Source organism: Bacillus cereus group sp. BfR-BA-01347 (assembly GCF_022663835.1).
GTDB lineage: Bacteria > Bacillota > Bacilli > Bacillales > Bacillaceae_G > Bacillus_A > Bacillus_A thuringiensis_K.
In genome coordinates, this window is sequence record NZ_JAKUGG010000013.1 from 154,494 (window position 1) to 176,943 (window position 22,450).

The following is a 22,450-nucleotide window of genomic DNA, read 5'->3' on the forward strand; positions in this document are numbered from 1 at the left end:
TATGGCACTGTAAATAATTGATATACAAAAAAAGCTTAGCAAAATGCTAAGCTTTTATTTCGATATCTCTTGTAAGGAACCGAAGAATAAATCAGCTTCATTCATTTGTTCATTCTCTTCAGAAAGCGGTGGTAAATCATCTAATGTTTTCAATCCAAATGTGTCCAAAAATTCTTTTGTTGTTCCATATAAAATAGGCCGCCCTGGTCCTTCTGCTCTTCCCATTTCTTTTATAAGTAAATGGGAAACCAACGTTTGTAACGCCTTATCGGTTTTAACTCCTCTAATCTCTTCCATCTCAGTCCTTGTGATTGGTTGACGATATGCAACAATCGCTAACGTTTCGAGGGCAGCTTGCGAAAGCGAAGCAGCTGTTGGTGTATCCATTAATTTTTGATAATATGAAGCATGTTCTTTCTTTGTAGCAAAACGATATACTTTTGCATACTGTACAATTTGCAAACCACGGTTTGCACCTTCACATTCTTGTTGCATTTCTTCTAAAATATTAATTACTTCATTCATTTCAATTTCAAGAACTTTCGCTATTTGTTCTGGATAAATCCCTTCATCACCAGAAACAAATAAAAGGCCTTCAATAATTGACTTTTGTTCTTTCCTATCCATTTCACGAGCTCCTTCCTTCTATTTTTCCATAAAAATACACATCAAAAAACCGAATCACAATCAATGCGTTCGGTTCAATACTTTTTCTCTTGTTCCAAACGATACATTAAAACATAGCATGAGATAAAATGTTTCTATCCCATTTTCACATACTTGCTCTATGCAGATTTATTAGAGCTTGATACGAAAATTTCATCAAAATTATGTTCTTGCTCAATTGTGATTTGTTGATTTTTCATAAGTTCCAGAACTGCTAAAAATGTTACAACCATTATTTCACGTTCATCATCAACAAACAAATCATAAAAACTTTGGCGACCACCCTTTATTTTTAACTGCTTTAAAATATCAGTCATTCGTTGTTCAATTGGTATTTCTTGACGAGTAATACGTGTTGTTACAGGTTTTTTTGCCTTTTTACGGCGCATTAATTTTTGAAATGCTGCTAGCATATCATATAACGTAACATCAAGAGGTAAACTTGTCTCCGCTTCTTGTTCCAACGATGTAAAGTCAATTGGCGGACGTGTATATAGCTGTGCTCTTTCTTGTTCTCTTTCTTTTAACTCAGTAGCAACTTGCTTATATTTCTTATATTCAATTAACCTCTCCATCAATTCTTGACGAGGATCATCTATAAAATCATCACCGTTATCAAGTACATCTTCTTCATGTTTCGGCAACAACATCTTACTTTTAATTTGTAATAACGTTGCGGCCATTACTAAATACTCACTTGCAACATCTAATTGAAGTTCTTTCATCGTATGCACATAAGATAAATATTGCTCTGTAATATCTGCTACAGGAATATTATATATATCAATTTCATAACGATGTATTAAATGTAACAATAGATCCAAAGGCCCTTCAAAAGCCTCTACTTTAAAATTATATTGCACAAAGCATCCCACCACATTTTTTCTATAACAACATAAGTATAGAGCATACTCATGTTCTATCCAACCTTTTTAAGAAATTTAATTAAAAATAGACCAATGTCTATGTCATCATGCCCACCACTTCATATGATAACAGTGTAGTAAGAACAATGTAGGAGGTCAAAAAACTATGGGTCACGTTGATTGTGGTTTTAGCGGTGGGTTCGCATTACTTGTTGTACTGTTTATTTTACTAATTATTGTAGGAGCAGCTTGCTTCTGCTAATATGAACAATAACGGCTAGGGGGAAACCTCCTAGTCGTTTATTGTTCATATTTCTATGATACACTTATATGTATAACCGTTAGATAGGGGCGAAAAAACATGTATCCTACCGAATACATACAATTTTTAATTCATTTCCATGGAGATTATGACTATTTTGAATGTCACGAAATACTAGAAGAGTACTGGAAGACAAAACCAAGAGGTAATCGAGATCATTACTTAGTTGGTCTCATTCAAATTGCAGTTTCTTTATACCACCAAAGACGTGCTAACTGGAATGGTTCCACAAAAATGATGAAAAGCGCAATCACAATTTTAGAAAAAAGCGGTGTGCCTTTACAACGTTTAGGAATTAATCAAGTACAACTTCTTTCCTTGCTCAATGAAAGATTGCAATCTATCCATAAAAAAGAACGTTTTGTACCTTTATTTTTACCCTTATCAGATCCATTGTTAGAGAAGCAGTGCATAGAGTTATGTCAAAAACAAAACCTCTCTTGGAAAGACTTGAATGCTATCCCAGTTGAATATATTATAAACAAGCACACTTTGCGTGATCGCACAGAGGTCATTACTGAACGATACGAACAATTACAAAAAAGAAAGCAGAGATAATAAACTACTTATCTCTGCTTTCACGAATGTATATTTTGTTCTAGCCCTTTACATTTTTCGCAAAAACTTGCCGTTTGCTCATTTCCGCAAATTGTAAACTCAAGAAATTTACTCTTTAACTCTTGAACCATCTTCGTCCCAATCCCCACATGACGGTGAGACGGGTTCACACTCAAATGCTGAATTTCTAATACATGATTCTCTTTTTTTACAATCCCCATTATTCCAACAAAATCTTCATTTTCTTTCCACAAATACAATTGCCAATCATCTTTTGCTTCATATTCTTTCATTGTCAATTGTAATGTTTTCACATCTTTTTCAGTTGGCATAAACGAAAGAAGCCCCATTGCAATTTTTTCATAACTTTTTTTAAAACGAATTAACATAACCCTTATCCCTTCTTACAAAAGTTACAAACTAGTAATCCCCTCAATCACTCTTTTCATATCACATTCATTTTACAATATTTTCAACAGAGTGAGAAGAGTCTAAAACAACTTGATAATCATACAAAGCGAAAAGAAGAAAGTCAAATCTATGTTTCAGCACTATTCCTTTAATAAATAGAGTTAAAAAAAGAAAATTTTATATGGAATGGAAAGAAACATATCATTCAACATCACTTCATTCATAGTTACTCTAAAGCAGCACAATTCTAGCAAAATTAATATAACAAAAAATATTTGTTGAAACATATAATGTAATGTATTCTATGTAATTTGTTAAAGGTTTGTTCTCACAAGCAATATATTTTAGCAACAACACTACTTGTATGATGAGCTGTAGAAGAAGTACTCGATTTCATTAAAAATAAAAAAGAGAGCAAAAGCTCTCTTTTTCCTTACCTTATTCTTCCCAAACTTTAACTTCTTTCATTACATCGCCTTGACGCATTTTTAATACTGTTTCAATACCGCTTGTTGCTTTACCGAATACAGTATGAACACCATCTAAATGTGGCTGTGGCTCATGAACGATAAAGAATTGGCTACCGCCTGTGTTACGGCCAGCGTGAGCCATAGAAAGTGATCCTACAAGGTGTCTATGAGGGTTTCCATCAGTTTCACATGGAATAGAGTAACCTGGGCCACCTGCACCTGTACCTGTTGGGTCTCCACCTTGGCTTACGAAGCCAGGAATAACACGGTGGAATGTAACACCGTCATAAAATCCTTGCTCTGCTAATTTTTTAAAGTTTTCTACTGTTTTTGGTGCTTCTTCTGGGAAAAATTCCAAGTCGATTTTTTCACCGTTTTCCATTAATATGTATCCTAAAGTTTTCATACGTATATGTCTCCTTTCAACTATCTCAGCACTATATTACCACATTCATGACTAGAAACAAAAAGAATCCGACAATCTAGATACTTCTTTTTTGAAATGTGGAAAAAGTCAGGTGACAAATAAGAAATATATACTATAATAACTTTGTTGCCCGAAAATTTTAGAAAGAGAAAGGGAGCGATTTTTCGTGAAAACGAAATTACTAGCTCTGCTATTAGCTGTAACGGTATTTATGATGCCAACAGCTTCGTTTGCAGACATCATCGAGGGAGAATCAATTGTTACATTAGGAGAGAACTTATCTGAACAACAAAAACAAGATCTGTTAAAAGAAATGAAAGCACCGAAAGATGCTACAATTATTACTGTATCTAATGCGGAAGAACATAAATTTCTAGAAGGCATTGTTCCAAAAGCACAAATTGGTACGAGAGCAATTTCTTCTTCTATGATTACATACACAAAACCAGGATCTGGTCTTATTGTACGATCAAAGAACATTAACTGGGTAACAGATGCAATGTACACTAACGCTTTGATTACAGCAGGTGTAAAAGATGCAGAAATTCAAATTACTGCACCTTTTAAAGTTTCAGGAACTGCAGCTTTAACTGGATTAATGAAAGCATACGAAACTGCGTCCAATAAACAAATTCCTGAAGAAGTTAAAAAAGTAGCGAATGAAGAAATGGTACAAACAGCCCAGCTTGGTGATAAAATTGGTGAAGAAAAAGCAGTTCAACTTGTTGCAAAAATTAAAGAAGAAATTGCAAAAGAACAGCCAAAAACAACAGAAGATTTACGTTCATTAATTAAAAAAATTGCTGATCAACTCGGCATTACATTGACAGATGAACAGTTAGATAACTTAGTATCGTTATTTGATAAAATGAAAAATCTTAATATTGATTGGAATCAAGTTGGTAGTCAATTAAACAAAGCAAAAGAACACGTTTCTGCCTTCTTAGGTTCTGAAGAAGGACAAAGTTTTCTAGATAAAGTGAAAGATTTCTTCTCAAGTATCATTGATTTTGTTAAATCTTTATTCAAGTAAAAAGAAGCCCGTCAGTGACGGGCTTCTTTTTTATACAAGTAACGGTAATTTCATAACAGCCTCTTCAACCGAACGCACTATATGATTTGCTTTCTCCTTTACATATGGATGGGCATGATGAAGAGTAAATGAATGCGGGGTTACTTCAAACATAGAAATATCATTGAAAGAATCTCCAATACAAGCAACTTCATTTGCTTCAATTTGCAAATGGTCCATTAGTCGCTTTAGAGCACTCCCCTTACTCACCCCTCTTGGCATAATATCAACATAGCGTTTACCTGATATAAAAACTTCCGCTTCGCCTTGAAACGTATCTCGTAGCTCTTGATCTAACGTTACAATTTTCTCTTCTTCTCCAAAAACAAACAATTTTGCAGGGTGTACAGTCTTACCAAACTCTTCTTCTAACGCTTCAATTTCAGCAATATGCACGCCCATATACGCTTCAAAATTATGGTGATGTTCATTCTTCCTTTTTGTATATCGCTGCTCATTTCCACAAACAATATCCGCTAGTCCTTTTTTATGTATATATCGATATATTTCCTGGGCAACCGTATTTTCAAAACTCGATTCATGAAATAAATTCCCATCCGGAAGTAACATTGTCGCTCCATTTAAGCCAGTTGTGTAATATGGGAATGAAAACCTTTTTACAACTTCATCAATTCTGTGTGTAAAACGGCCAGAGGCAAAACAAATATTTGTCCCTTTCTCAGCTAACCAACACAGCGCACGTTCATCTTCTTTTTGCATATGATTCACATCGTAAACGAGCGTGTCATCTAAATCACTTACAAATAATTTAATCATGTCCTCTTCCCCTTCCATACACAATATCTACTCTAAGTGTACACAAAAAATGTTTGATTTTTGTTAAAAAATAATAAATTTTTGCTAAAAAAAATAAACGGGTGTATAATCCCGTTTATTTTTGTCTTTTTACATTTTGAGGTCTTACAATACTTGGTCGTACTTTTAAACTAGACATCGTTGGACGGAGTAAAATTTTTGTTAACGCGCCCCAATCAAATGGTAAAAACGGCCATAAATAAGGTGTTTGTAAACTTTTTATAGACGTTAAAAATAAAATTAATATCGTCATACCAATTACAAATCCCATCTCCTGGAAGAGACCTGTCAAAATAATAACAAACAATTTTCCAACCTTATTTCCGAGTCCTAATTCATAACTCGGTGTTGCATATGCACCGATCATAGAAACCGCAACATACAAAATAACTTCTGGTACAAACAAACCTACATCGATTGCTATTTGACCAATTAATATGGCGGAAATTAATCCTGCTGCAGACGATAACGGCGTTGGAGTATGAATGGCTGCCATCCTTAAAAATTCAAGTCCGACCTCTGCCATTATTACCTGTAATAAAATTGGTAAATGCGTCATCTTAGTCGGTCCGATGAAAGCAAGATTTTCTGGTAAAAGAGTTGGGTCAAATACAAACACTAACCAAAACGGTAGTAAAAATAAGGAGAATAAGACACCTAAAAAGCGTACCCAGCGTAAAAATGTCCCGACAGCCGGATTTTGTCTAAACTCTTCTGCATGCTGTAAGTGGTGGAAATATGTTGTTGGAGTAATCATAGCACTCGGTGATGTATCTACTAGTACTAACACATGTCCTTCTAATAAATGATTTGCTGCTACATCTGGTCTTTCTGTATATCGAATAAGTGGGAATGGGTTATAGCTTTGCTTTACAACAAATTCTTCCACTGTTTTATCAGCCATCGTAATTCCATCGACATCGATGTTATTTAATTCTTGTTTTATAATCTTAACTAAATCCGGATTTGCAACATCTTGTACATACGTAATACAAATATCCGTTTGCGATCTATCTCCTACTCTAATCATTTCATTTCGAAGACGTGGGTCACGTATTCTTCTACGAATTAACGCTGTATTTACAACGATATTTTCAACAAACCCATCCCTTGCACCACGTACAACCTTTTCTGTATCTGGTTCTGTCGGAGTCCGCCCTGGATAACTACGAACATCTATTGCGAACGCTTCCGTTTCACCTTCCACAAATATAACGATGAGTCCTGATAATACTTGGAGCATTACCTCATCCATCGTTTTCACTTTACTTACTTGTTGATGAATTAAACGATTCTCTAGAAGCTTCACTGTATCTTCTTCTACATCCCTTATTTCATTTGTATCCACCGCTTCTTCTAAAATAGGGATAATATAATTCGTATCACAGAGTCCATTTACAAACAACACACCAATTTCTTTATTTAAAATTTGAAATTTACGAATGCCAACATCGTATGTAACACCCAGTCCAGCTGTTTGCTTTAAGTAATTTTCATTATCACTTATGAAAGATGAAATTGGGATATCCACTTTTTTAGGCTTCGTCATAAAATCCACTCCTTTCCAAAATTAATTGAATTGCTTTTTTTGTAATTGGTGATCCTCTCTCCCATTCATCATTTCCACACATCTTACCAATATCACCAATTCCAACGATGACAGGAACATTCAAATCGTCTAAACAATAAATTGTATCTCCGCTAATTCTGCCAATTTCACCATCTGGAAGTCCAAATTTATCCACACCATATTCGGTTAAGTTCCCGTTCCGATCTACATTTACATCTACGCGTGCCCATTCCCAATGATGCGTATTAGACGCTACTGCTAAAATGCCAAGCACATCAATTTGTTTATGGGTAGCCACATATTTTAAAGCCTTTTCACCAGATCCTTCTCCAATAAATCCACTGTCATCAAACATGACAAATACAGGGTCATATGGCGTTTGCATAATAAGCTCAACAACTTTTTTCCCTGTCAATTTGGTTGGATTACTTTGTGATGCTGAAATACACCTACCCCCAAATTCCTTCGTTAAAAGCTCAATTGTCCGCTTTGCATATTCATCTCCATCTGTGACCAAAACAACCCTTCGTCTCATTTGATTTATCCTTTCGGTTTACATATAAGTGCTATAAAAAATGAAAACAATATCGCTGCGGAAATGCCCGCAGACGTTAAACTAAACATGCCAATACCAATTCCTAAATATCCATGTTTTTCTGCTGCATGCATTGCTCCGTGCAATAGTGAATGTCCAAAACTTGTAATAGGGACTGTGGCTCCAGCACCTGCAAACTTTATTAGTTTATCGTACAAGCCAAATCCATCTAATATTGCTCCGATGACTACAAAAGTTGCCATTAAATGAGCTGGTGTTAACTTTGCGAAATCTAACAATAGTTGCCCAATTACACAAATAGCTCCACCTACAAGAAATGCGTATATAAAGTCCACAATTCACTCTCCTTTAACTCTCTCAAATACAACACCATGTGCAATTGTTGGAATCGTCTCTTTCTGTTGCATCATCATCGGGCTTAATAATGCACCAGTCGCAACGACAAAAATTCGTTGTAAATTCCCTTTTTGCATCTCGTGTAATAAATGACCATATGTGACAACCGCTGAACAAGCGCAACCACTACCACCTGCAAACACTTCTTCTTGACTTGATTCATAAATCATCAATCCACAATCATTGTATATATGCCCAAGATCATAACCTTCCTCAAGTAAAAGTTGTTTCGCAATCGGCGTCCCAACAGCTGATAAATCACCCGTAACAATCAAATCATAGTCATCAGCACTTCTTCTCAAATCTTCAAAATGCTGTTGAATTGTATGAGCTGCTGCTGGAGCCATCGCTGCCCCCATGTCCAAAGGATTTGTGATTCCTAAATCTTGCACTTTTCCGATTGTAGCCGCCGTAATTTTAATTGCACTTTTTTCATTACTAATTAATATAGATCCTGCACCAGTCACAGTTGAATTTGCTGTCCCTGGCTTTTGTCCACCGTACTCTGTTGGATAGCGAAATTGTCTTTCAGCCGTTGCATTATGACTACTTACTGTAGCTAAGACACGATTTGCAAATCCACCGTCTATAAAAGCTGAGCCAACTGCTAAAGTCTCCATAGACGTCGCACAAGCGCTAAACATTCCTAAAAAAGGAATACCCCACTTACGCGCAACATAATTCGCTGTCACTGTTTGATTTAATAAATCTCCCGCTAAAAAGAAATCAATTTGCGATGTTTTTATATTCCCTTTTTGCACTGCTTGTTGAATTGAGTCCGACATTAACCTTCGTTCGGCGAGCTCCCAATTTTCCTCTCCACAATGTAAGTCATCATATGAAATATCAAATTTTTTTCCAAGAGGGCCCTCAGCTTCTTTCGGACCGACAGCAGTGCCCGTTGCATTTACATATATATCATTTTGAAATACCCACGTTTGTTTTCCGGTCAACCTCATACTAGCCCCTCCTTTAAGACATAAAAATTTTAAAGGTATACCTTATTAACCCAATGATATATGCACCAACAACTCCAAATACAATCACACTTCCTGCCAATTTAAACATATTTGTAGCAATCCCTAGAACAACCCCTTCGCTCTTATGTTCTAAGGCAGCGCTCGCCATAGAATTTGCAAATCCTGTTACCGGTACCGCTGATCCTGCTCCAGCAAATTGACCGATTTTATCATATACACCACATCCTGTTAAAATCGCTGATACTAAAACAAGAGTTGCAACAGTTGGGTTTCCTGCCTCTTGTTCACTGAAGTGAAAATAATGTATATACAATTTCATCAATACTTCTCCAACTGTGCAAATGAGTCCACCTACAAGAAATGCTTTGATACAATTTAGTAAATAGTTTGGCTTTGGATGATACTTCTTCACTTTATTTATGTAATCATCCTTCAATTTCTGACTTGTCATTTATATACTGCCTCCTACCTTACGAAATAAATCCAGTGAAACAACGACCCTATTACTTTCCCAAGTACAAGAGCAACGAGTAAAACAATAATCTTCCCCTCTACCCCTACTCGTTTCGCTAAAATAGGTAGAACATTTAACACCTCTGTTAATGCCGCAGCAAGCATTCCGATGAACGTGCCACAAAATATCCCTAATATAACGAGCCAATATTGCGACGTTTGAAATGTAATATTTTTCAAACTGCACCAAGCCCCTGTTAACGTACCTGCAATGACCGCCCACTCAAAATATTGAATATGCTTTCCACTTCTCGTTAATTGAGCTAAACGGGGGATTATACCAAGTACAGCTAAAAATGCGACATATCCGCTACCTACCGCAATCCCTCCAGCTAAACCAATTAAAATAACAAATCCAGACTCAATCATCGGTAAGTTGTTTCATATTATCCTTGTTTTCATTAACGATTACATATTGATCAAGTGACTGTTGGTATTGAAACATCTCAACTTCTAGCGGACTTGGCTCTTCATTAATTCGTTTTTGAAATACATGATTAAAGAATAAAACCATTCCTAAGCCAAGGCCTAAAGAATAAGGAATTTGAAATAAAAGTGGTTGCGCATTAAATTCTCCAGTAATCATGTAATATAACCGTTGATGTACTTGTTGCATACTTACATCTTCATGGAAATAAATGATCGCAAGGGCCGCTCCAATGAAAAGTAACAACCATACAAGTCCGAAAAAAATTGGTTGTGCCTTCTTTTTTTCGTATATAATTTCAACAAGAGTTTGTCCAGAACCGAGTAAATTAATTTGTACATGAGATGCTTTCTGTTGAATAATCTCAATTACTTTCATAACATCAATTACAACATGAGTCTTATCATGCACTGTTATTTTGTAAACTATCTCATTTTGTAACAACTCAACTACGGAAGAATCTCCGGCAAGTTGAGCAACATCACCCAGCTTTACTTCATAAGTAGGAGAAACTTTTAAACGATTGCGCATTTTAATATAAATCGTTTGTTCCAACTTTCATTCACCCCTTCACTCTTCCTCGTAGTTGTAGTATGGTTATTGAATTTTTTTCTAATACAATTTTTTCATAAAAAAACATCTGCACCATTTCGGTACAGATGTTTTTACTTATGCCTTTTTCTTAAATAAGTTTGCAATACTTAATGCAAGCCCTCCCCAAATGACTACGATTCCAATAACCATCATCATAATCGCTGATCCACTCATTATGAAACACCTCGATCTTTCCATTCTTTTTCAAGCTTTGCAGAATCCGAATGTATTTGTGCATCCCATTTCTTTAGACTAATAATTAGCGCAACAATAAGGAAGGCTACTGCTATCGACCAACCATACGTTACAACAAACTCAGTCGGATAATCTCCGTAGTTCTTTTTAATATTTTGGATTGTACCATCAATTAGCATATACCCTAACATAAGCGGAGTAATAACGAGTAAACTCACTCTCCAAAACGTTCCTAATTTAATGTCAGATACAAAGTTTGCATGATTTTGATAAACTGGTAAACGACGTAAAATGAGCCCTATCGTCACTACTTCCGCAAGTGCAATTGTAATTAATCCGAAATTATTAGCGAAATAGTCGACAACATCTAAGAACATAAGCCCACCACGTGTTGCAAAAGCAAGAGAAACTAACACGAGAAGGGTTCCCATAATTCCAATGGTTTTTTCCCGACTTAAACTGAATTTTTCAGACACAGCAGCAAAGCATACTTCCGCGAGTGAAATAAGTGATGTGATTCCAGCAACCGTTAACGATAAGAAAAATAATACACCAAACAACGGTGACATCGGTAATTCATTAATAATTTGCGGAAACACTACGAACGCAAGCCCAACGCCAGCACTTGCTACTTTATCAACCGGTACTCCCATATTATTTGCCATAAACCCAAGAGCTGCAAAGACCCCAATACCTGCTAATAATTCAAATCCTGAGTTTGCAAATCCAGTAATAAAGGCATTATTTGTTGTATCCGAGTTTTTCGGTAAATAACTAGAATAAGTAATCATAATTCCAAATGCTAAAGATAAACTAAAGAATATTTGACCATAAGCAGCAAGCCATACTTTCCCATCAAAAATACGACTCCAATCTGGTTTAAAGAATGCATCTAGTCCTTGCATAGCACCTTCCATCGTCACTGCACGAACGACGATAATAAGGAACATAACAACTAATAAAGGAATAAATATACGGTTAACCACTTCGATTCCTTTTTTAACTCCTTTAAATGCAACGCCAAGCACAATAATCCAAACGAGAGCTAACGGAATTAATACTTCCGGTACAAGTCCTCCAAATTGTCCTGGCTTATCTGCAACATGTAAGTACTCTTTAAATAAAAATGATTGCGTGTCTTTTCCCCATGCTCCAGTAATTGCAAAGTATGTATACGATATAGACCAAGCAATAATCACTGCATAATATGTTGAAACGATAAATGTTACGCACATTTGCCACCATCCAATAAATTCGGCACGCGGGCTAATACGGAAAAATGTAAGTGGTGCTGAACCACGATGACGATGACCAAGGGCAAACTCAAACGCTAACAATGAAATACCAGTCGTTAATAATGCAAATAAGTACGGTAAAAAGAATGCTCCTCCTCCATTTTCATACGCTGTATAAGGAAAACGCCATATGTTTCCTAATCCAACGGCAGATCCGACCGCTGCGAAAATAAATCCAGCTCTCGTTCCCCATTGTTGCCTCGTTTCCATGTTTCCTTCCCCCTTTATGACAAGTTCATACTTGGATTATATTTTAAATTGACTAAATTATCAATAAATTCTGTTAATTCTTTCGAAAATTAACATCTCTCTCCTATTAACGGCATAAAAAAATCGAATAGACAATTATTCGTCTATTCGATCTTTCATCTGTTTTAATATTTTCTTTTCAAGTCTTGAAACTTGTACTTGTGAAATGCCTATGCGCTCTGCTACTTCTGACTGTGTTTGATCTTTATAGTAACGCAAGTATACAATTAAGCGCTCTCGTTCATCTAGTTCTCTAATCGCTTCTTTTAAAGCAATTTTATCGAACCATTTCGTTTCAGATTGATCTGCAATTTGATCTAAAATAGTGATTGGATCGCCGTCGTTTTCATATACAGTTTCATGTATAGATGAAGGAGCACGGCTCGCTTCTTGCGCTAGAACAACTTCCTCTGGCGTTAGTTCTAGTGCCTCTGCCACTTCATTAATCGTTGGAGCCCTTCCGAACTCTTTCGAAAGCTCATCTCTCATCTTTCGAATTTTGTTCCCTGTTTCTTTTAAAGACCTACTAACTTTCACTGATCCATCATCACGTAAAAAACGTTGTATCTCTCCAATAATCATGGGAACTGCATATGTTGAAAATTTCACGTCGAAAGATAAATCAAATTTATCTACCGATTTTAAGAGCCCAATACATCCAATTTGAAATAGATCGTCTGGTTCGTATCCTCGATTAAGAAACCGCTGTACAACCGACCAAACAAGACGCATATTACTTTGAACGATTGTATCTCTTGCCTGTTGATCTCCATCTTGACTTTTTTGAATTAACGCTTTTAGCTCGTGGTCCTTTAACTGAGGTTTCTTCTTCTCATTTTTGACCTCTATGTCCATAGGCTATTCTCCTTAATTGCATAGAGCGTTACTATTTGATAAGTATTTTGTCAAATGGATTGTTGTCCCGAAAGATTCGTTTGAAATAACTTCTACTTCATCCATAAAATTTTCCATGATAGTAAATCCCATTCCGGAACGCTCTAATTCAGGTTTAGTTGTAAAAAGGGGTTGTCTCGCTTCATCTAAGTTAAAGATTCCAATCCCTTCATCTCGAATCGTGAGTTTCACCATTGCTTCTTCCAAAATTACAGAAATATAAACAATACCTTCTGCATTTCCTTCGTATCCATGAATAATTGCATTTGTAACCGCTTCTGACACAACTGTTTTAATCTCCGTTAATTCTTCCATCGTTGGATCTAGTTGTGCAATGAAAGCCGCCACTGTAACGCGAGCGAACGATTCATTTTGACTTAATGCTGAAAATTGAAGGTTCATTTCATTTCTCATCTATGCCACCCCCAACGTCGCGAGCGCGTGCGCTTCACTTTCTTCTAAGCGAACGATTTTGAATAAGCCCGACATTTCAAATAAACGCTTAACAGGCGGTGAAATTGCACAAACAACCATTTCTCCACCTAATCCCTTTACGTGTTTATATCGGCCTAATATAACACCTAGACCAGAACTATCCATAAACGATAAGTTCTCTAGGCTCAAAACAATATGATGAACACCATGTGTCTCAATCATATCTGTTACTTTCGTTCGCAACTCTTCAGCCGTATGATGATCTAATTCACCCTCTAGTCTCACACATAGGACGTCACGTTTCACTTCTAATTGCATGGAAAGACTCACACGATTTCCTCCTTATGCTCAAACTTTACTTTTTCACATACATAAAGATTTTCGTGATACAAAATAAGAATCCTTCCTGCTGACAAAAGAAGAACTATTTCGTCATAAAGTGAAACCTTTCAGCATTATTCACTTACATACGAATAGAAAAGCGGCAAAATATTTGCCGCTATTTTGATGTTGAAAACATCCCAAAACTTCTTTTAAATAACTCCCACCAGCTCGCTGCAGCAACATCTTCTTTTGCTACAATTGTTTGTTTTAATAAAACATCTTTATCTTTTTTAATAACAAGTGTACCAAGCGCGTCACCTTTTTTAATCGGTGCTTTTACTTTCTTTTCAGCAATTACTTCTTGTTTTACCTTGTCCATATTCTCGCCCTTCTTCATAAGAAGAGAAACATTATCTGATGCAACTAAATCTACTTTTTCTTTTTTCCCTTTCCCTACTTGAACTGTCTTAATTTTTTCGCCGCGCGTATACAATTTCTTTGTCGTATATTGTCCAAATGCATAGTCAAGAAGCTTCGTCACTTGGTTGTTCCGTTCTTTTGATGTTGGTGCTCCCATGACAACTGAAATGACACGCATGCCATTTTTTTGAGCCGATGCTGTTAAACAATATTTCGCTTCTGTCGTAAAACCTGTTTTTACTCCATCTACGCCAGGATAAAAACGTACTAGCTTATTCGTATTAACGAGCCAAAACTTTTTATCCGTATCTTCACGTAAATAATCTTCGTACTTACCTGTGTATTTACGAATAAGTGGATACTTCATCAATTCTCTCGCCATTATAGCCATATCATTTGCTGTGGAATAATGGTCTTTAGCCGGAAGACCTGTCGGGTTTTGAAAATGTGTATTTTTCAGCCCTAGATCTTTCGCCTTTTTGTTCATCATATTTACAAATCCTTCTTCTGAACCTGCGATATGCTCGGCTACTGCAACAGATGCGTCATTTCCAGATGCAATTGCAATACCCTTTAACATCTCATTTAGAGTCATCTCTTCCCCAGGTTCTAAAAAGATTTGCGATCCACCCATTGAAGCTGCATGTTCGCTCGCTCTAACTTTATCGGTCAGTTTTAGTTTTCCTTTTTCAACTTGTTCCATAATTAAAAGCATTGTCATAATCTTTGTCATACTAGCAGGTGGTAATTTTTCATTTGGGTTTTTATCAAATAAAACTTTACCTGTATCTTGCTCAATTACGATTGCTGACGACGCTTGTTCCGCTAACTTCGGTGTTGTTTCTTCTGTTTTCTCCTGCTTCGTTTTCTCAGATTGTGCGAAACTCACTGAAGTTCCAGAAAGCAATAACATGAAACAAACAAGTATTCCAAAAACTCGCTTCATGACTAACCCTCCATTCTATATCAGACCTATTTTTTCCAATTTACCCTTTTTTAATACCAAATTTTTCTAACATTTTCAGTTGACAAACACATTCATCCCCTATATTGTATTAAGTGTATTACACGAAGTAGTACACTTAATACATATGAGGAAGGAGACATTGCTCTTGCATATTCAACTTGATCCAAGAAGCAACACTCCGATATGGGAACAAATTGTTCAAAATATAAAAGAACTCGTATTGAAAAACATGTTGGCTCCAAGTGATAAACTTCCTTCTGTACGCGAACTCGCTTCTTTACTCGTTATAAATCCAAATACAGTGAGTAAAGCGTATCAAGAGTTAGAGCGACAAGGAATTATTGAAACGTTACGAGGAAAAGGAACATTTGTATCTCAATCGATTACCCCAACATTAGACGAAAGGAAAATCGCTATGGTTGAAAAGCAATTTCATCAATTACTATTAGAAGCCTCTTATCTTGGTGTTACGAAAGATAAAATTCATGATTGGATAGATTCATACTATAAAGAGATTGGAGGGAATGCGGATGTTGAAAGTGACAAACTTGAAGAAAACAATTGATAATCAAACAATTTTAGACGATGTTTCTTTCACATTGCAAAGAGGGAGTATCATCGGATTACTCGGAAGAAACGGCGCGGGAAAAACAACTTTATTGCGAACGATGGTCGGTATTTTAGACCCAGACGAGGGAACTGTTACATATGAAGATACAAACATTCATCAGTTTCCTGAAATAAAGCAAAAAATTGTATATGTTCCTGATTCTACTAATATACTGAACGGCTATACGATAAAAGAAATCGTAAAGTTTTATAAAGAAGTTTATACCGCATTTAATGAAGCATATTTCTATGAACTGTTAGAACGTTTTAACTTACCAAACAAACGAATTCGTAGTTATTCAAAAGGAATGAAAGCACTGCTTGCCATCATTTTAGCTGTTGCTGCACAGGCAGAATATATTATTTTAGATGAACCAACAAACGGGCTGGATCCTATCGTTAAAAGACAGATTTTACAGTTTCTCGTTGGAGAAGTTGCAGAAAAAGAAATTACCATTTTCATCTCCACTCACCATTTAGATGAAGTAGAACAAATTGCAGATACAATTATTATGTTAAAAGGACATACCGTATCTTCTATTACATCATTAGACGATGCAAAATCACAATTTGCTAAAATCCAAGTAGCCTATGAACGCTCATTACCTCAAAAACTAGAAAACTTAAGCAATATTAAAATATTAAACCAAACGGGAAAAGTATATACAATCTTAATTGAGGGAAATGTAGCTACAACACTGGAGAAGTTTTATAAAGAGCAACCTATACTCATTGAAGAATTAACAATGTCACTTGAAGATGTCTTCGTTACGACACTGGAGGAGGATGGGTATGTTTCATAAGGCGTTGTGGATGTGGAATTGGAAGCGCGGGAAATATGCTGCGTTACTTTTTCTCTTCAGTTCACTTTATTTTTTATCTTTCGAATACTATCAAGCAGCAGAAACTCAACAGTCTCTCTTTCTCCATCCAGAAAAAATAGGTGAAGAAAAGTTCTACTATCATTATTCTTTTTATTCTTCTAATAGCTTTTGGTTAGGTATTATTACAATTATCCTATCCTGTATATTAATTGGCTGGGAGCGAAGTAATCAAAATGGAGATTCACTTATGACATTTCCATTTAAAAGACGTGATATGTTCTTATCGAAATGGGTTTTCGGTGGATTTTTCATTGTACTATCATTTCTAATCAATTGGGGTCTTATGTATTTTATTTATAAATCTACGATTCACTTTGAATATCAATCTTTCGAACCGTTTCATCGATATTTCCTGTATGCAATTTTCACATATATCGCTATCTATACTGTCTCTTTATGTATAGGTACATTTACTGGCAGTATTATTTCACAAAGCATCTTCAGCATTACTTTTTGCATAATGGGAATGGGAATCTTTTCACTCTTACTCCTTTTCTTTACAGCTCACGCTGAGGCAATACAGGGGAATAAAAGTTATACGAATTTCGAAAACATTTATAAATTCAATAAAAAGACCAACATTTCAAGCGCTATATTAGACTTTTCAATTAGTTATAATTACCACCCTACTGTCCAATCAGATGAAGATCATGGAAAAGTAATACAAAGGGGACCTACTTTTCATAGTTATTACTCTGCAAAAATAATACTTGTTCCTATCTTCTATACAATTTTCAGTTTACTTATCGGGATGTTTCTCTATGCAAGATCACCTAATGAACATAATAAGAAAATTTTCCTTTTTCCAAAATACAACTCACTCTGGATGTGGGGTACTACCTTTTATTTTGCATTAATAGGTGGGCAAATGTTAAAACGTTTTGATTTATTATTTAGTTACTATGTTGGATTCTTTTTATTTGGAATCGTCACTTATTTTATATTATCACGTCTTACAAACTATAAAGTTTTTTAAAGGAGAGATCCTATGTTTCAAAAAGCATTATGGGTGCATACCTATAAACAAAGTAAATATACTGTTTGGCTATTTTGGTTAGTAAGTTTTTATGTACTATCATATAAATACTATTTAGCAGCTGCCGAGCAACTAAAACATTTACATGAACATAATGAATGGAAATATATATACCGGTACAATTATCACCTTTCACTTCCCGATGCTATCATAGTTCAAGGAGGACTCCTTATTATATTAGCCTGCATTCTTATTGGATGGGAGCGTCAAAATCAATCAAGTGACATTTTATGGTCTATGCCATTTAAACGGAAACATCTCTTCATGACAAAATGGCTTTTTGGTGTGTGTAATATTGTAGCTATCGTTATATTGAATTGGGGACTTTTTGCTATTATGAAAAAGACTACTTTTCATAATAAGTATCAAATATTTTCACCATTTCATACCTATTTCTTATACATGTTTATCATCTTAATTGCTATATACACACTTGCATTATGCATAGGAACCATTGCTGGTAATATGATTTCACAAGGATTCTTCAGTGTTGCTATACTTGGATTCCCTTTTATTTTGCCGACTCTAATTGCCGGAGCTATTTCTATTCATACGGTTGGACTTACTTCCAATCATACCGTCTATACGGAGGATAATATAGATCGTTACGGTTCAGTAATAGAAAAAATGAGTATTTTAGCGCCCGTTCGCGGATTCACTATTAATTTTAATTACGATCCTCAACGTGCTTATACTGATCAACAAGGCGTACGTCATGATGAACCTAATTTTACGTATATTCCTTCAGCAACAAAACTTACCGGTCCAATTGCAAATATACTTATTCTATTCCCTTTAGGAATGTACTTATATACAAGATCACCTAATGAACAAAACGGAAACTTCCTATTATATCCGAAGCTTAAAACACTATGTATGATATGTTGTGTAATCTTTATTGGAATGTTTGGAGGAATGGCAGCGGGCGGAAGTGATTCTATCTTAAATTATTATATTGGTTTTATAGGGACCAGTACGATAGTCTACCTACTATTATCTCGCTTATTAAAATTTTCTTGGCGTGTGAAATAACCTCCTTTTGAAGGAGGTTATTTCACATTCTCTCTCCTATCCCCATACACCATCTCTTCTTTCATCCCAAATCCATCACCATTTTGCACAATTTGCTCTGTCGGTGCAACTATACTTTCGGCAATTTTCCATTCCCCACGCTCTTTCACGAATACTTGTAGAAAATAGTTCATGCCATCTAGTTGATATGCATTTTGTTTTTTCACATTATAGTGAATCGCAATGTAGTACACTTGAATGTTTTCTTTTCCTATTTTTGATACGTATTGCGATAATCTCGGTATATAGAGGGCCGCTTTCTGAAAAGATAGTTGCTTCGCTTTAACAAGCGATGAACTTGTTACATTACGTAATGTGTCCTGATTACGAATATTATCGCTATGGTGGAATAATACTGCGTTTTGCATAGAACGAACCCATAATTTCGAATATAAAACTGTATTATCGTCTTCAATATACTTCACTTCTTTTCGCACCACTTGGATAGGCGTATCTGCGTACGTGAATGTTTGAAAATAGAAAAAACCACCAAATAAAATGGTAAGTGCAGCAATATATTTCATAATCTTTCCTCCGATCTTTTAATTAAAGTATCGGATTTTCAAAATATTTTTATTCAAAAGAAAAAGGATAGGAATGCTTTCGCTTCCTATCCTCATTTATTATAATACGCGGCCAAATAGTTCTAAGACCATTTCTATTTCTTGGTCGCTCCAACCTTTAAATCTCTCTTTATAATATTCTTTACGCACAGCTTCAAGTTTTTCAGTTACTTCTCTTCCGTGCTCTGTAATTTCTAAGTACACGATTCGACGATCTGAATTAGAACGTTTTCTTTCTACTAATCCTTTTCGTACGAGACGATCTGTAACAGCTGTAATATGACTGGAGGTTACGTTTACTTCACTCGCAATTTGCGAAGCCATCTGTGGACTCTTTAAAAATAACGCACGTAATACAGAAAATTCATTATATGGCATATGTTCTGCAAAACGTGTATTAATATCATTTTGTAATAAACGTATCATTTTTCGAAATGATGCAGATAAATCTAAAATCAGCGTTTCTCTTTTTTCGTTCAATAGCCTCGTCCCTTTTTTATCATATTTACACATATTATAATCTATAAATACCTATGTTGTATATGCTTTCTTTCCTCAACATTCTCATTTATGTAACTTTTTTCATATAAATTTCTTTTTTGTTCACACATATACATATAAAAAGGATGGTGATGGAAAATGCAGGGTGGAATGAATCCTTATTTACACAACGTACGCACTGCTAATACTGGTAAAGAAGCTACTATTACTGTACAAGGCGAAGGCATTGTCAAAGCAAAACCGAATGTTGTTATATTAACGCTTGGCATTCGAACAGATGATAAAAATGTAAAACAGGCTCAAGAAGAAAATGCAGTGCAATCCAAACAATTGCTGGATGCACTTAAACAGCTTGGTATTGCCGATAAAGATATAGAAACGATTTCTTATACGATCACTCCTCAATACGAATATGTAAATGATAAAGCATTGCTACAAGGATACCGCGTGGAGCATTTGTATGAAATTACCGTTTTAAATGTACAAAAAGCTGGGGAAGTATATGATATAGCCGTTTCAAATGGCGCAAATGTAGCAAAAGGTTTACGTTTCCGAGTATCTCATCCAAATAAATATTATGAGCAAGCTCTCATTCAAGCTCTGCACCAAGCAGTAGAAAAAGCTCGTGCTATTGCGAGTACATATAATTTAAATATTAATCCTGTTCCCCTCTCATTCGTTGAAGAATCTGCCCAATTACCAAGGGAGGTTACGTCTTATGCTACTTTACATGCACAAGCAGCCCCGCCCATTCAATCGGGTGAATTAGAAATCATTTCATCCATACGGGCTATTTTTACGTATTTATAACGAATTCTCTTTATAAGTAAACGTTATCATTTTACTTGTTGTAAAAACATGATGTTCTGATATAATAAAGAACGGTGAGCTCTTACAAAAGAGATATCACGGGTGGGAGAGGGATATGAAAAAGAAGGTTTAACATGAAAGGAATACTTGAAAGAACATTTAAATTAGGTTTACACGAAACATCACCAAAACAAGAAGTTTTAGCTGGAGTTACGTCATTTTTCACAATCGTATATATTATGATTGTAAATGCGTCAATCTTATCAGATGCTGGCATTCCTCTTGAAGCTGGAATTTTAGCAACTGTTTTTAGTTCATTTGTCGGATGTCTACTCATGGCATTTTGGGCAAATGCACCTGCTATTCTTGTCCCGGGTATGGGTGTAAATGCATTCTTTACGTACACAGCTGTGCATACGCTTGGACTAACTTGGCAAGAAGCTTTGGCTGCTGTCTTTATCTCTGGTATTATTTTTGCAATTGCCGCTTTTACACCAATCGCTCGCGTGCTATCAGTATCAATTCCAAAGTCATTAAAGGAAGCGATTACTGTCGGCATCGGATTATTTTTAGCGTTTATCGGATTGCAAAAAGGTGGTTTAGTCGTTTCGAACCCAAATACTGCTGTGGCAATGGGGAAATTAAGTAATCCTGTCGTTCTTGCGACATTACTTACTCTTATCATTGCACTTGTATTATTTATTCGCAACGTACGTGGAAACTTTTTATGGACGATTGCAATAGGAACTGGTATCGCATGGCTATTTGGTCTTGTGGATACGAGTCAAGTGGGAAATAGTTCATTCTCATTCGCTAATTACGGTGATGTGTTTGGAGCTATGTCATTTGAGAAACTTTCCTCCTTACCATTTTGGATTGCAACATTCTCTTTAAGCATGGTGCTTATTTTTGAGAATATGGGACTTCTGCACGGTTTATTAGAAGATGATCGTAAATTCCCACGTGCTTACCAAGCCAATGCAATTTCAGCAATGACATGTGGTCTATTTGGCACAAGTCCTACCGTTTCAACAGTAGAAAGTGCCGCAGGTATTACTGCAGGTGGTAAGACAGGTCTGACGTCTATCGTTACTGGGTTGCTATTCTTTGCATCACTGTTTGCTCTTCCATTTGTCAAATTAATTCCTGATAGTGCCATTGCACCAATCTTAATTATTATTGGCGGTCTAATGATTACAAGCATTCAACAAATTCCTCTGAATGACTTTTCAGAAGGATTTCCAGCATTCTTAATTATCGTTATGATCCCGCTCACATATAGTATCGCTGATGGCATTGCGTTCGGATTTATTGCTTACCCTATCTTAAAAGTTGCTCTTGGAAAGCGTAAAGAAGTCGCACCATCTATGTATATCATTACATGCTTATTCTTAGCTATGTTTGTATTACATGCTATTGGTTAAGAAAAAACACCGAGGAAATGAAGTGACCCCCGAAAAGGGGACACCAATCAAAACACCTAAACCACTTGTTCCCTAAATTCTTTAGGGGATAGGTGGTTTAATTTTTCTTGAATTCGCACACAATTGTAG

At 35.7% G+C, this 22,450-nt stretch carries 30 protein-coding genes; 9 read left to right on the forward strand and 21 right to left on the reverse strand.

The genetic code is table 11. The annotated features are described in order from the left end of the window. Nucleotides 1-54 precede the first annotated feature (54 nt). Nucleotides 55-627, reverse strand: a complete 573-nt coding sequence (scpB, locus tag MR143_RS19445; protein ID WP_000375172.1) for a segregation/condensation protein ScpB — start codon at nucleotides 625-627, stop codon at nucleotides 55-57. Nucleotides 628-785: 158 nt separating this feature from the next. Next, entirely contained in the window at nucleotides 786-1,529 is a 744-nt protein-coding gene (gene scpA, locus MR143_RS19450; protein WP_001199747.1) for a segregation/condensation protein A, read from the reverse strand. 169 nt (nucleotides 1,530-1,698) lie between these two features. On the opposite strand from scpA, the gene MR143_RS19455 reads away from it, so the two are divergent. Continuing rightward, entirely contained in the window at nucleotides 1,699-1,794 is a 96-nt protein-coding gene (locus MR143_RS19455; protein WP_000510194.1) for a YjcZ family sporulation protein, read from the forward strand. A 99-nt stretch (nucleotides 1,795-1,893) separates the two neighbouring features. Then, a complete protein-coding gene (locus MR143_RS19460) occupies nucleotides 1,894-2,412 on the forward strand; it encodes a DUF309 domain-containing protein (protein ID WP_000283593.1) in 519 nt (172 codons plus the stop codon). A 20-nt stretch (nucleotides 2,413-2,432) separates the two neighbouring features. On the opposite strand, the gene ribT is transcribed toward MR143_RS19460, so the two are convergent. Both ribT and MR143_RS19470 read right to left on the reverse strand, forming a co-directional pair. After that, nucleotides 2,433-2,801 (reverse strand): GNAT family N-acetyltransferase RibT, encoded by a 369-nt coding sequence (ribT, locus tag MR143_RS19465; RefSeq protein WP_000908399.1) that lies wholly within the window; start codon nucleotides 2,799-2,801, stop codon nucleotides 2,433-2,435. Between the two features lie 460 nt (nucleotides 2,802-3,261). Beyond that, nucleotides 3,262-3,699, reverse strand: a complete 438-nt coding sequence (locus MR143_RS19470) for a peptidylprolyl isomerase (protein WP_000853782.1) — start codon at nucleotides 3,697-3,699, stop codon at nucleotides 3,262-3,264. A 187-nt stretch (nucleotides 3,700-3,886) separates the two neighbouring features. Between MR143_RS19470 and MR143_RS19475 the strand changes: the two genes are divergently transcribed. Continuing rightward, nucleotides 3,887-4,753, forward strand: a complete 867-nt coding sequence (locus MR143_RS19475; RefSeq protein WP_000850515.1) for a DUF1002 domain-containing protein — start codon at nucleotides 3,887-3,889, stop codon at nucleotides 4,751-4,753. Between the two features lie 30 nt (nucleotides 4,754-4,783). Here MR143_RS19475 and MR143_RS19480 read toward each other — a convergent pair whose 3' ends face one another. The 14 genes from MR143_RS19480 to dacF all read right to left on the reverse strand — a co-directional run bounded on the left by MR143_RS19480 (nucleotide 4,784) and on the right by dacF (nucleotide 15,402). Continuing rightward, nucleotides 4,784-5,587 (reverse strand): Cof-type HAD-IIB family hydrolase, encoded by an 804-nt coding sequence (locus tag MR143_RS19480; RefSeq protein ID WP_002181155.1) that lies wholly within the window; start codon nucleotides 5,585-5,587, stop codon nucleotides 4,784-4,786. Nucleotides 5,588-5,684: 97 nt separating this feature from the next. Beyond that, nucleotides 5,685-7,157 (reverse strand): spore germination protein SpoVAF, encoded by a 1,473-nt coding sequence (gene spoVAF, locus MR143_RS19485; RefSeq protein ID WP_000165589.1) that lies wholly within the window; start codon nucleotides 7,155-7,157, stop codon nucleotides 5,685-5,687. Beyond that, on the reverse strand, nucleotides 7,144-7,713 hold the full coding sequence (gene spoVAEA, locus MR143_RS19490; protein ID WP_001254412.1) for a stage V sporulation protein SpoVABEA: 570 nt from the start codon (nucleotides 7,711-7,713) through the stop codon (nucleotides 7,144-7,146). Before spoVAEA ends, spoVAF begins: the two co-directional genes overlap by 14 nt. Before the next feature lie 5 nt (nucleotides 7,714-7,718). Further along, nucleotides 7,719-8,069, reverse strand: a complete 351-nt coding sequence (spoVAE, locus tag MR143_RS19495; protein ID WP_000345907.1) for a stage V sporulation protein AE — start codon at nucleotides 8,067-8,069, stop codon at nucleotides 7,719-7,721. Nucleotides 8,070-8,072: 3 nt separating this feature from the next. Then, nucleotides 8,073-9,089: a stage V sporulation protein AD gene (gene spoVAD / locus MR143_RS19500; RefSeq protein WP_001241159.1), complete on the reverse strand. Its 1,017-nt coding sequence runs from the start codon at nucleotides 9,087-9,089 to the stop codon at nucleotides 8,073-8,075. 13 nt (nucleotides 9,090-9,102) lie between these two features. Continuing rightward, on the reverse strand, nucleotides 9,103-9,561 hold the full coding sequence (gene spoVAC / locus MR143_RS19505; RefSeq protein WP_000203814.1) for a stage V sporulation protein AC: 459 nt from the start codon (nucleotides 9,559-9,561) through the stop codon (nucleotides 9,103-9,105). Between the two features lie 14 nt (nucleotides 9,562-9,575). Beyond that, complete coding sequence (spoVAB, locus tag MR143_RS19510; RefSeq protein WP_000572937.1) at nucleotides 9,576-9,992, reverse strand: stage V sporulation protein SpoVAB; 417 nt, start codon at nucleotides 9,990-9,992, stop codon at nucleotides 9,576-9,578. After that, a complete protein-coding gene (locus tag MR143_RS19515) occupies nucleotides 9,985-10,605 on the reverse strand; it encodes a stage V sporulation protein AA (protein ID WP_000438370.1) in 621 nt (206 codons plus the stop codon). The genes spoVAB and MR143_RS19515 overlap by 8 nt, the downstream gene beginning before the upstream one ends. A gap of 114 nt (nucleotides 10,606-10,719) precedes the next feature. Further along, on the reverse strand, nucleotides 10,720-10,818 hold the full coding sequence (locus tag MR143_RS19520; RefSeq protein ID WP_000016826.1) for a methionine/alanine import family NSS transporter small subunit: 99 nt from the start codon (nucleotides 10,816-10,818) through the stop codon (nucleotides 10,720-10,722). Then, the gene (locus MR143_RS19525; protein ID WP_000450085.1) at nucleotides 10,818-12,344 is read right to left on the reverse strand and encodes a sodium-dependent transporter; all 1,527 of its coding nucleotides are present in this window, start codon (nucleotides 12,342-12,344) and stop codon (nucleotides 10,818-10,820) included. The genes MR143_RS19520 and MR143_RS19525 overlap by 1 nt, the downstream gene beginning before the upstream one ends. Before the next feature lie 135 nt (nucleotides 12,345-12,479). Beyond that, nucleotides 12,480-13,238 carry an RNA polymerase sporulation sigma factor SigF gene (sigF, locus tag MR143_RS19530; protein ID WP_000350729.1) on the reverse strand — a complete coding sequence of 253 codons (759 nt, stop codon included), beginning with the start codon at nucleotides 13,236-13,238 and terminating at the stop codon, nucleotides 12,480-12,482. A gap of 12 nt (nucleotides 13,239-13,250) precedes the next feature. After that, on the reverse strand, nucleotides 13,251-13,691 hold the full coding sequence (spoIIAB, locus tag MR143_RS19535; RefSeq protein ID WP_001243398.1) for an anti-sigma F factor: 441 nt from the start codon (nucleotides 13,689-13,691) through the stop codon (nucleotides 13,251-13,253). Further along, nucleotides 13,692-14,042, reverse strand: coding sequence for an anti-sigma F factor antagonist (spoIIAA, locus tag MR143_RS19540; protein WP_000059135.1), 351 nt, complete (start codon nucleotides 14,040-14,042; stop codon nucleotides 13,692-13,694). Nucleotides 14,043-14,211: 169 nt separating this feature from the next. After that, complete coding sequence (dacF, locus tag MR143_RS19545) at nucleotides 14,212-15,402, reverse strand: serine-type D-Ala-D-Ala carboxypeptidase DacF (RefSeq protein ID WP_000831991.1); 1,191 nt, start codon at nucleotides 15,400-15,402, stop codon at nucleotides 14,212-14,214. A gap of 166 nt (nucleotides 15,403-15,568) precedes the next feature. On the opposite strand from dacF, the gene MR143_RS19550 reads away from it, so the two are divergent. The 4 genes from MR143_RS19550 to MR143_RS19565 are packed head-to-tail and all read left to right on the forward strand — an operon-like array spanning nucleotide 15,569 to nucleotide 18,984. Continuing rightward, a complete protein-coding gene (locus tag MR143_RS19550) occupies nucleotides 15,569-15,988 on the forward strand; it encodes a GntR family transcriptional regulator (protein ID WP_000548037.1) in 420 nt (139 codons plus the stop codon). Continuing rightward, entirely contained in the window at nucleotides 15,954-16,835 is an 882-nt protein-coding gene (locus MR143_RS19555) for an ABC transporter ATP-binding protein (RefSeq protein WP_000922110.1), read from the forward strand. Before MR143_RS19550 ends, MR143_RS19555 begins: the two co-directional genes overlap by 35 nt. Further along, complete coding sequence (locus MR143_RS19560; protein ID WP_000468524.1) at nucleotides 16,825-17,892, forward strand: ABC transporter permease; 1,068 nt, start codon at nucleotides 16,825-16,827, stop codon at nucleotides 17,890-17,892. The genes MR143_RS19555 and MR143_RS19560 overlap by 11 nt, the downstream gene beginning before the upstream one ends. 12 nt (nucleotides 17,893-17,904) lie before the next feature. After that, entirely contained in the window at nucleotides 17,905-18,984 is a 1,080-nt protein-coding gene (locus MR143_RS19565) for an ABC-2 transporter permease (RefSeq protein WP_000486565.1), read from the forward strand. A gap of 17 nt (nucleotides 18,985-19,001) precedes the next feature. Here MR143_RS19565 and MR143_RS19570 read toward each other — a convergent pair whose 3' ends face one another. After that, nucleotides 19,002-19,547, reverse strand: a complete 546-nt coding sequence (locus tag MR143_RS19570; RefSeq protein WP_000873776.1) for a hypothetical protein — start codon at nucleotides 19,545-19,547, stop codon at nucleotides 19,002-19,004. A 99-nt stretch (nucleotides 19,548-19,646) separates the two neighbouring features. Further along, nucleotides 19,647-20,066 carry a MarR family winged helix-turn-helix transcriptional regulator gene (locus tag MR143_RS19575; protein ID WP_001003305.1) on the reverse strand — a complete coding sequence of 140 codons (420 nt, stop codon included), beginning with the start codon at nucleotides 20,064-20,066 and terminating at the stop codon, nucleotides 19,647-19,649. A 159-nt stretch (nucleotides 20,067-20,225) separates the two neighbouring features. Between MR143_RS19575 and MR143_RS19580 the strand changes: the two genes are divergently transcribed. Together MR143_RS19580 and MR143_RS19585 are read left to right on the forward strand one after the other, a co-directional pair. Then, nucleotides 20,226-20,897, forward strand: coding sequence for an SIMPL domain-containing protein (locus tag MR143_RS19580; protein ID WP_001161437.1), 672 nt, complete (start codon nucleotides 20,226-20,228; stop codon nucleotides 20,895-20,897). 134 nt (nucleotides 20,898-21,031) lie between these two features. Continuing rightward, complete coding sequence (locus MR143_RS19585) at nucleotides 21,032-22,321, forward strand: NCS2 family permease (protein WP_000676239.1); 1,290 nt, start codon at nucleotides 21,032-21,034, stop codon at nucleotides 22,319-22,321. Between the two features lie 56 nt (nucleotides 22,322-22,377). On the opposite strand, the gene MR143_RS33475 is transcribed toward MR143_RS19585, so the two are convergent. After that, a partial coding sequence (locus tag MR143_RS33475) for an IS3 family transposase (protein WP_326245104.1) occupies nucleotides 22,378-22,450 on the reverse strand: 73 nt, incomplete at its 5' end.

Excerpts from the sequence above, each read along its gene's own strand:
- scpB (WP_000375172.1), bottom strand. The coding sequence starts at position 627 with ATGGATAGGAAAGAACAAAAGTCAATTATTGAAGGCCTTTTATTTGTT.
- MR143_RS19455 (WP_000510194.1), top strand. The coding sequence starts at position 1,699 with ATGGGTCACGTTGATTGTGGTTTTAGCGGTGGGTTCGCATTACTTGTT.
- MR143_RS19460 (WP_000283593.1), top strand. The coding sequence starts at position 1,894 with ATGTATCCTACCGAATACATACAATTTTTAATTCATTTCCATGGAGAT.
- ribT (WP_000908399.1), bottom strand. The coding sequence starts at position 2,801 with ATGTTAATTCGTTTTAAAAAAAGTTATGAAAAAATTGCAATGGGGCTT.
- MR143_RS19470 (WP_000853782.1), bottom strand. The coding sequence starts at position 3,699 with ATGAAAACTTTAGGATACATATTAATGGAAAACGGTGAAAAAATCGAC.
- MR143_RS19480 (WP_002181155.1), bottom strand. The coding sequence starts at position 5,587 with ATGGAAGGGGAAGAGGACATGATTAAATTATTTGTAAGTGATTTAGAT.
- spoVAF (WP_000165589.1), bottom strand. The coding sequence starts at position 7,157 with ATGACGAAGCCTAAAAAAGTGGATATCCCAATTTCATCTTTCATAAGT.
- spoVAEA (WP_001254412.1), bottom strand. The coding sequence starts at position 7,713 with ATGAGACGAAGGGTTGTTTTGGTCACAGATGGAGATGAATATGCAAAG.
- spoVAD (WP_001241159.1), bottom strand. The coding sequence starts at position 9,089 with ATGAGGTTGACCGGAAAACAAACGTGGGTATTTCAAAATGATATATAT.
- spoVAC (WP_000203814.1), bottom strand. The coding sequence starts at position 9,561 with ATGACAAGTCAGAAATTGAAGGATGATTACATAAATAAAGTGAAGAAG.
- spoVAB (WP_000572937.1), bottom strand. The coding sequence starts at position 9,992 with ATGATTGAGTCTGGATTTGTTATTTTAATTGGTTTAGCTGGAGGGATT.
- MR143_RS19520 (WP_000016826.1), bottom strand. The coding sequence starts at position 10,818 with ATGAGTGGATCAGCGATTATGATGATGGTTATTGGAATCGTAGTCATT.
- MR143_RS19525 (WP_000450085.1), bottom strand. The coding sequence starts at position 12,344 with ATGGAAACGAGGCAACAATGGGGAACGAGAGCTGGATTTATTTTCGCA.
- sigF (WP_000350729.1), bottom strand. The coding sequence starts at position 13,238 with ATGGACATAGAGGTCAAAAATGAGAAGAAGAAACCTCAGTTAAAGGAC.
- spoIIAB (WP_001243398.1), bottom strand. The coding sequence starts at position 13,691 with ATGAGAAATGAAATGAACCTTCAATTTTCAGCATTAAGTCAAAATGAA.
- dacF (WP_000831991.1), bottom strand. The coding sequence starts at position 15,402 with ATGAAGCGAGTTTTTGGAATACTTGTTTGTTTCATGTTATTGCTTTCT.
- MR143_RS19555 (WP_000922110.1), top strand. The coding sequence starts at position 15,954 with ATGTTGAAAGTGACAAACTTGAAGAAAACAATTGATAATCAAACAATT.
- MR143_RS19560 (WP_000468524.1), top strand. The coding sequence starts at position 16,825 with ATGTTTCATAAGGCGTTGTGGATGTGGAATTGGAAGCGCGGGAAATAT.
- MR143_RS19565 (WP_000486565.1), top strand. The coding sequence starts at position 17,905 with ATGTTTCAAAAAGCATTATGGGTGCATACCTATAAACAAAGTAAATAT.
- MR143_RS19570 (WP_000873776.1), bottom strand. The coding sequence starts at position 19,547 with ATGAAATATATTGCTGCACTTACCATTTTATTTGGTGGTTTTTTCTAT.
- MR143_RS19580 (WP_001161437.1), top strand. The coding sequence starts at position 20,226 with ATGCAGGGTGGAATGAATCCTTATTTACACAACGTACGCACTGCTAAT.
- MR143_RS19585 (WP_000676239.1), top strand. The coding sequence starts at position 21,032 with ATGAAAGGAATACTTGAAAGAACATTTAAATTAGGTTTACACGAAACA.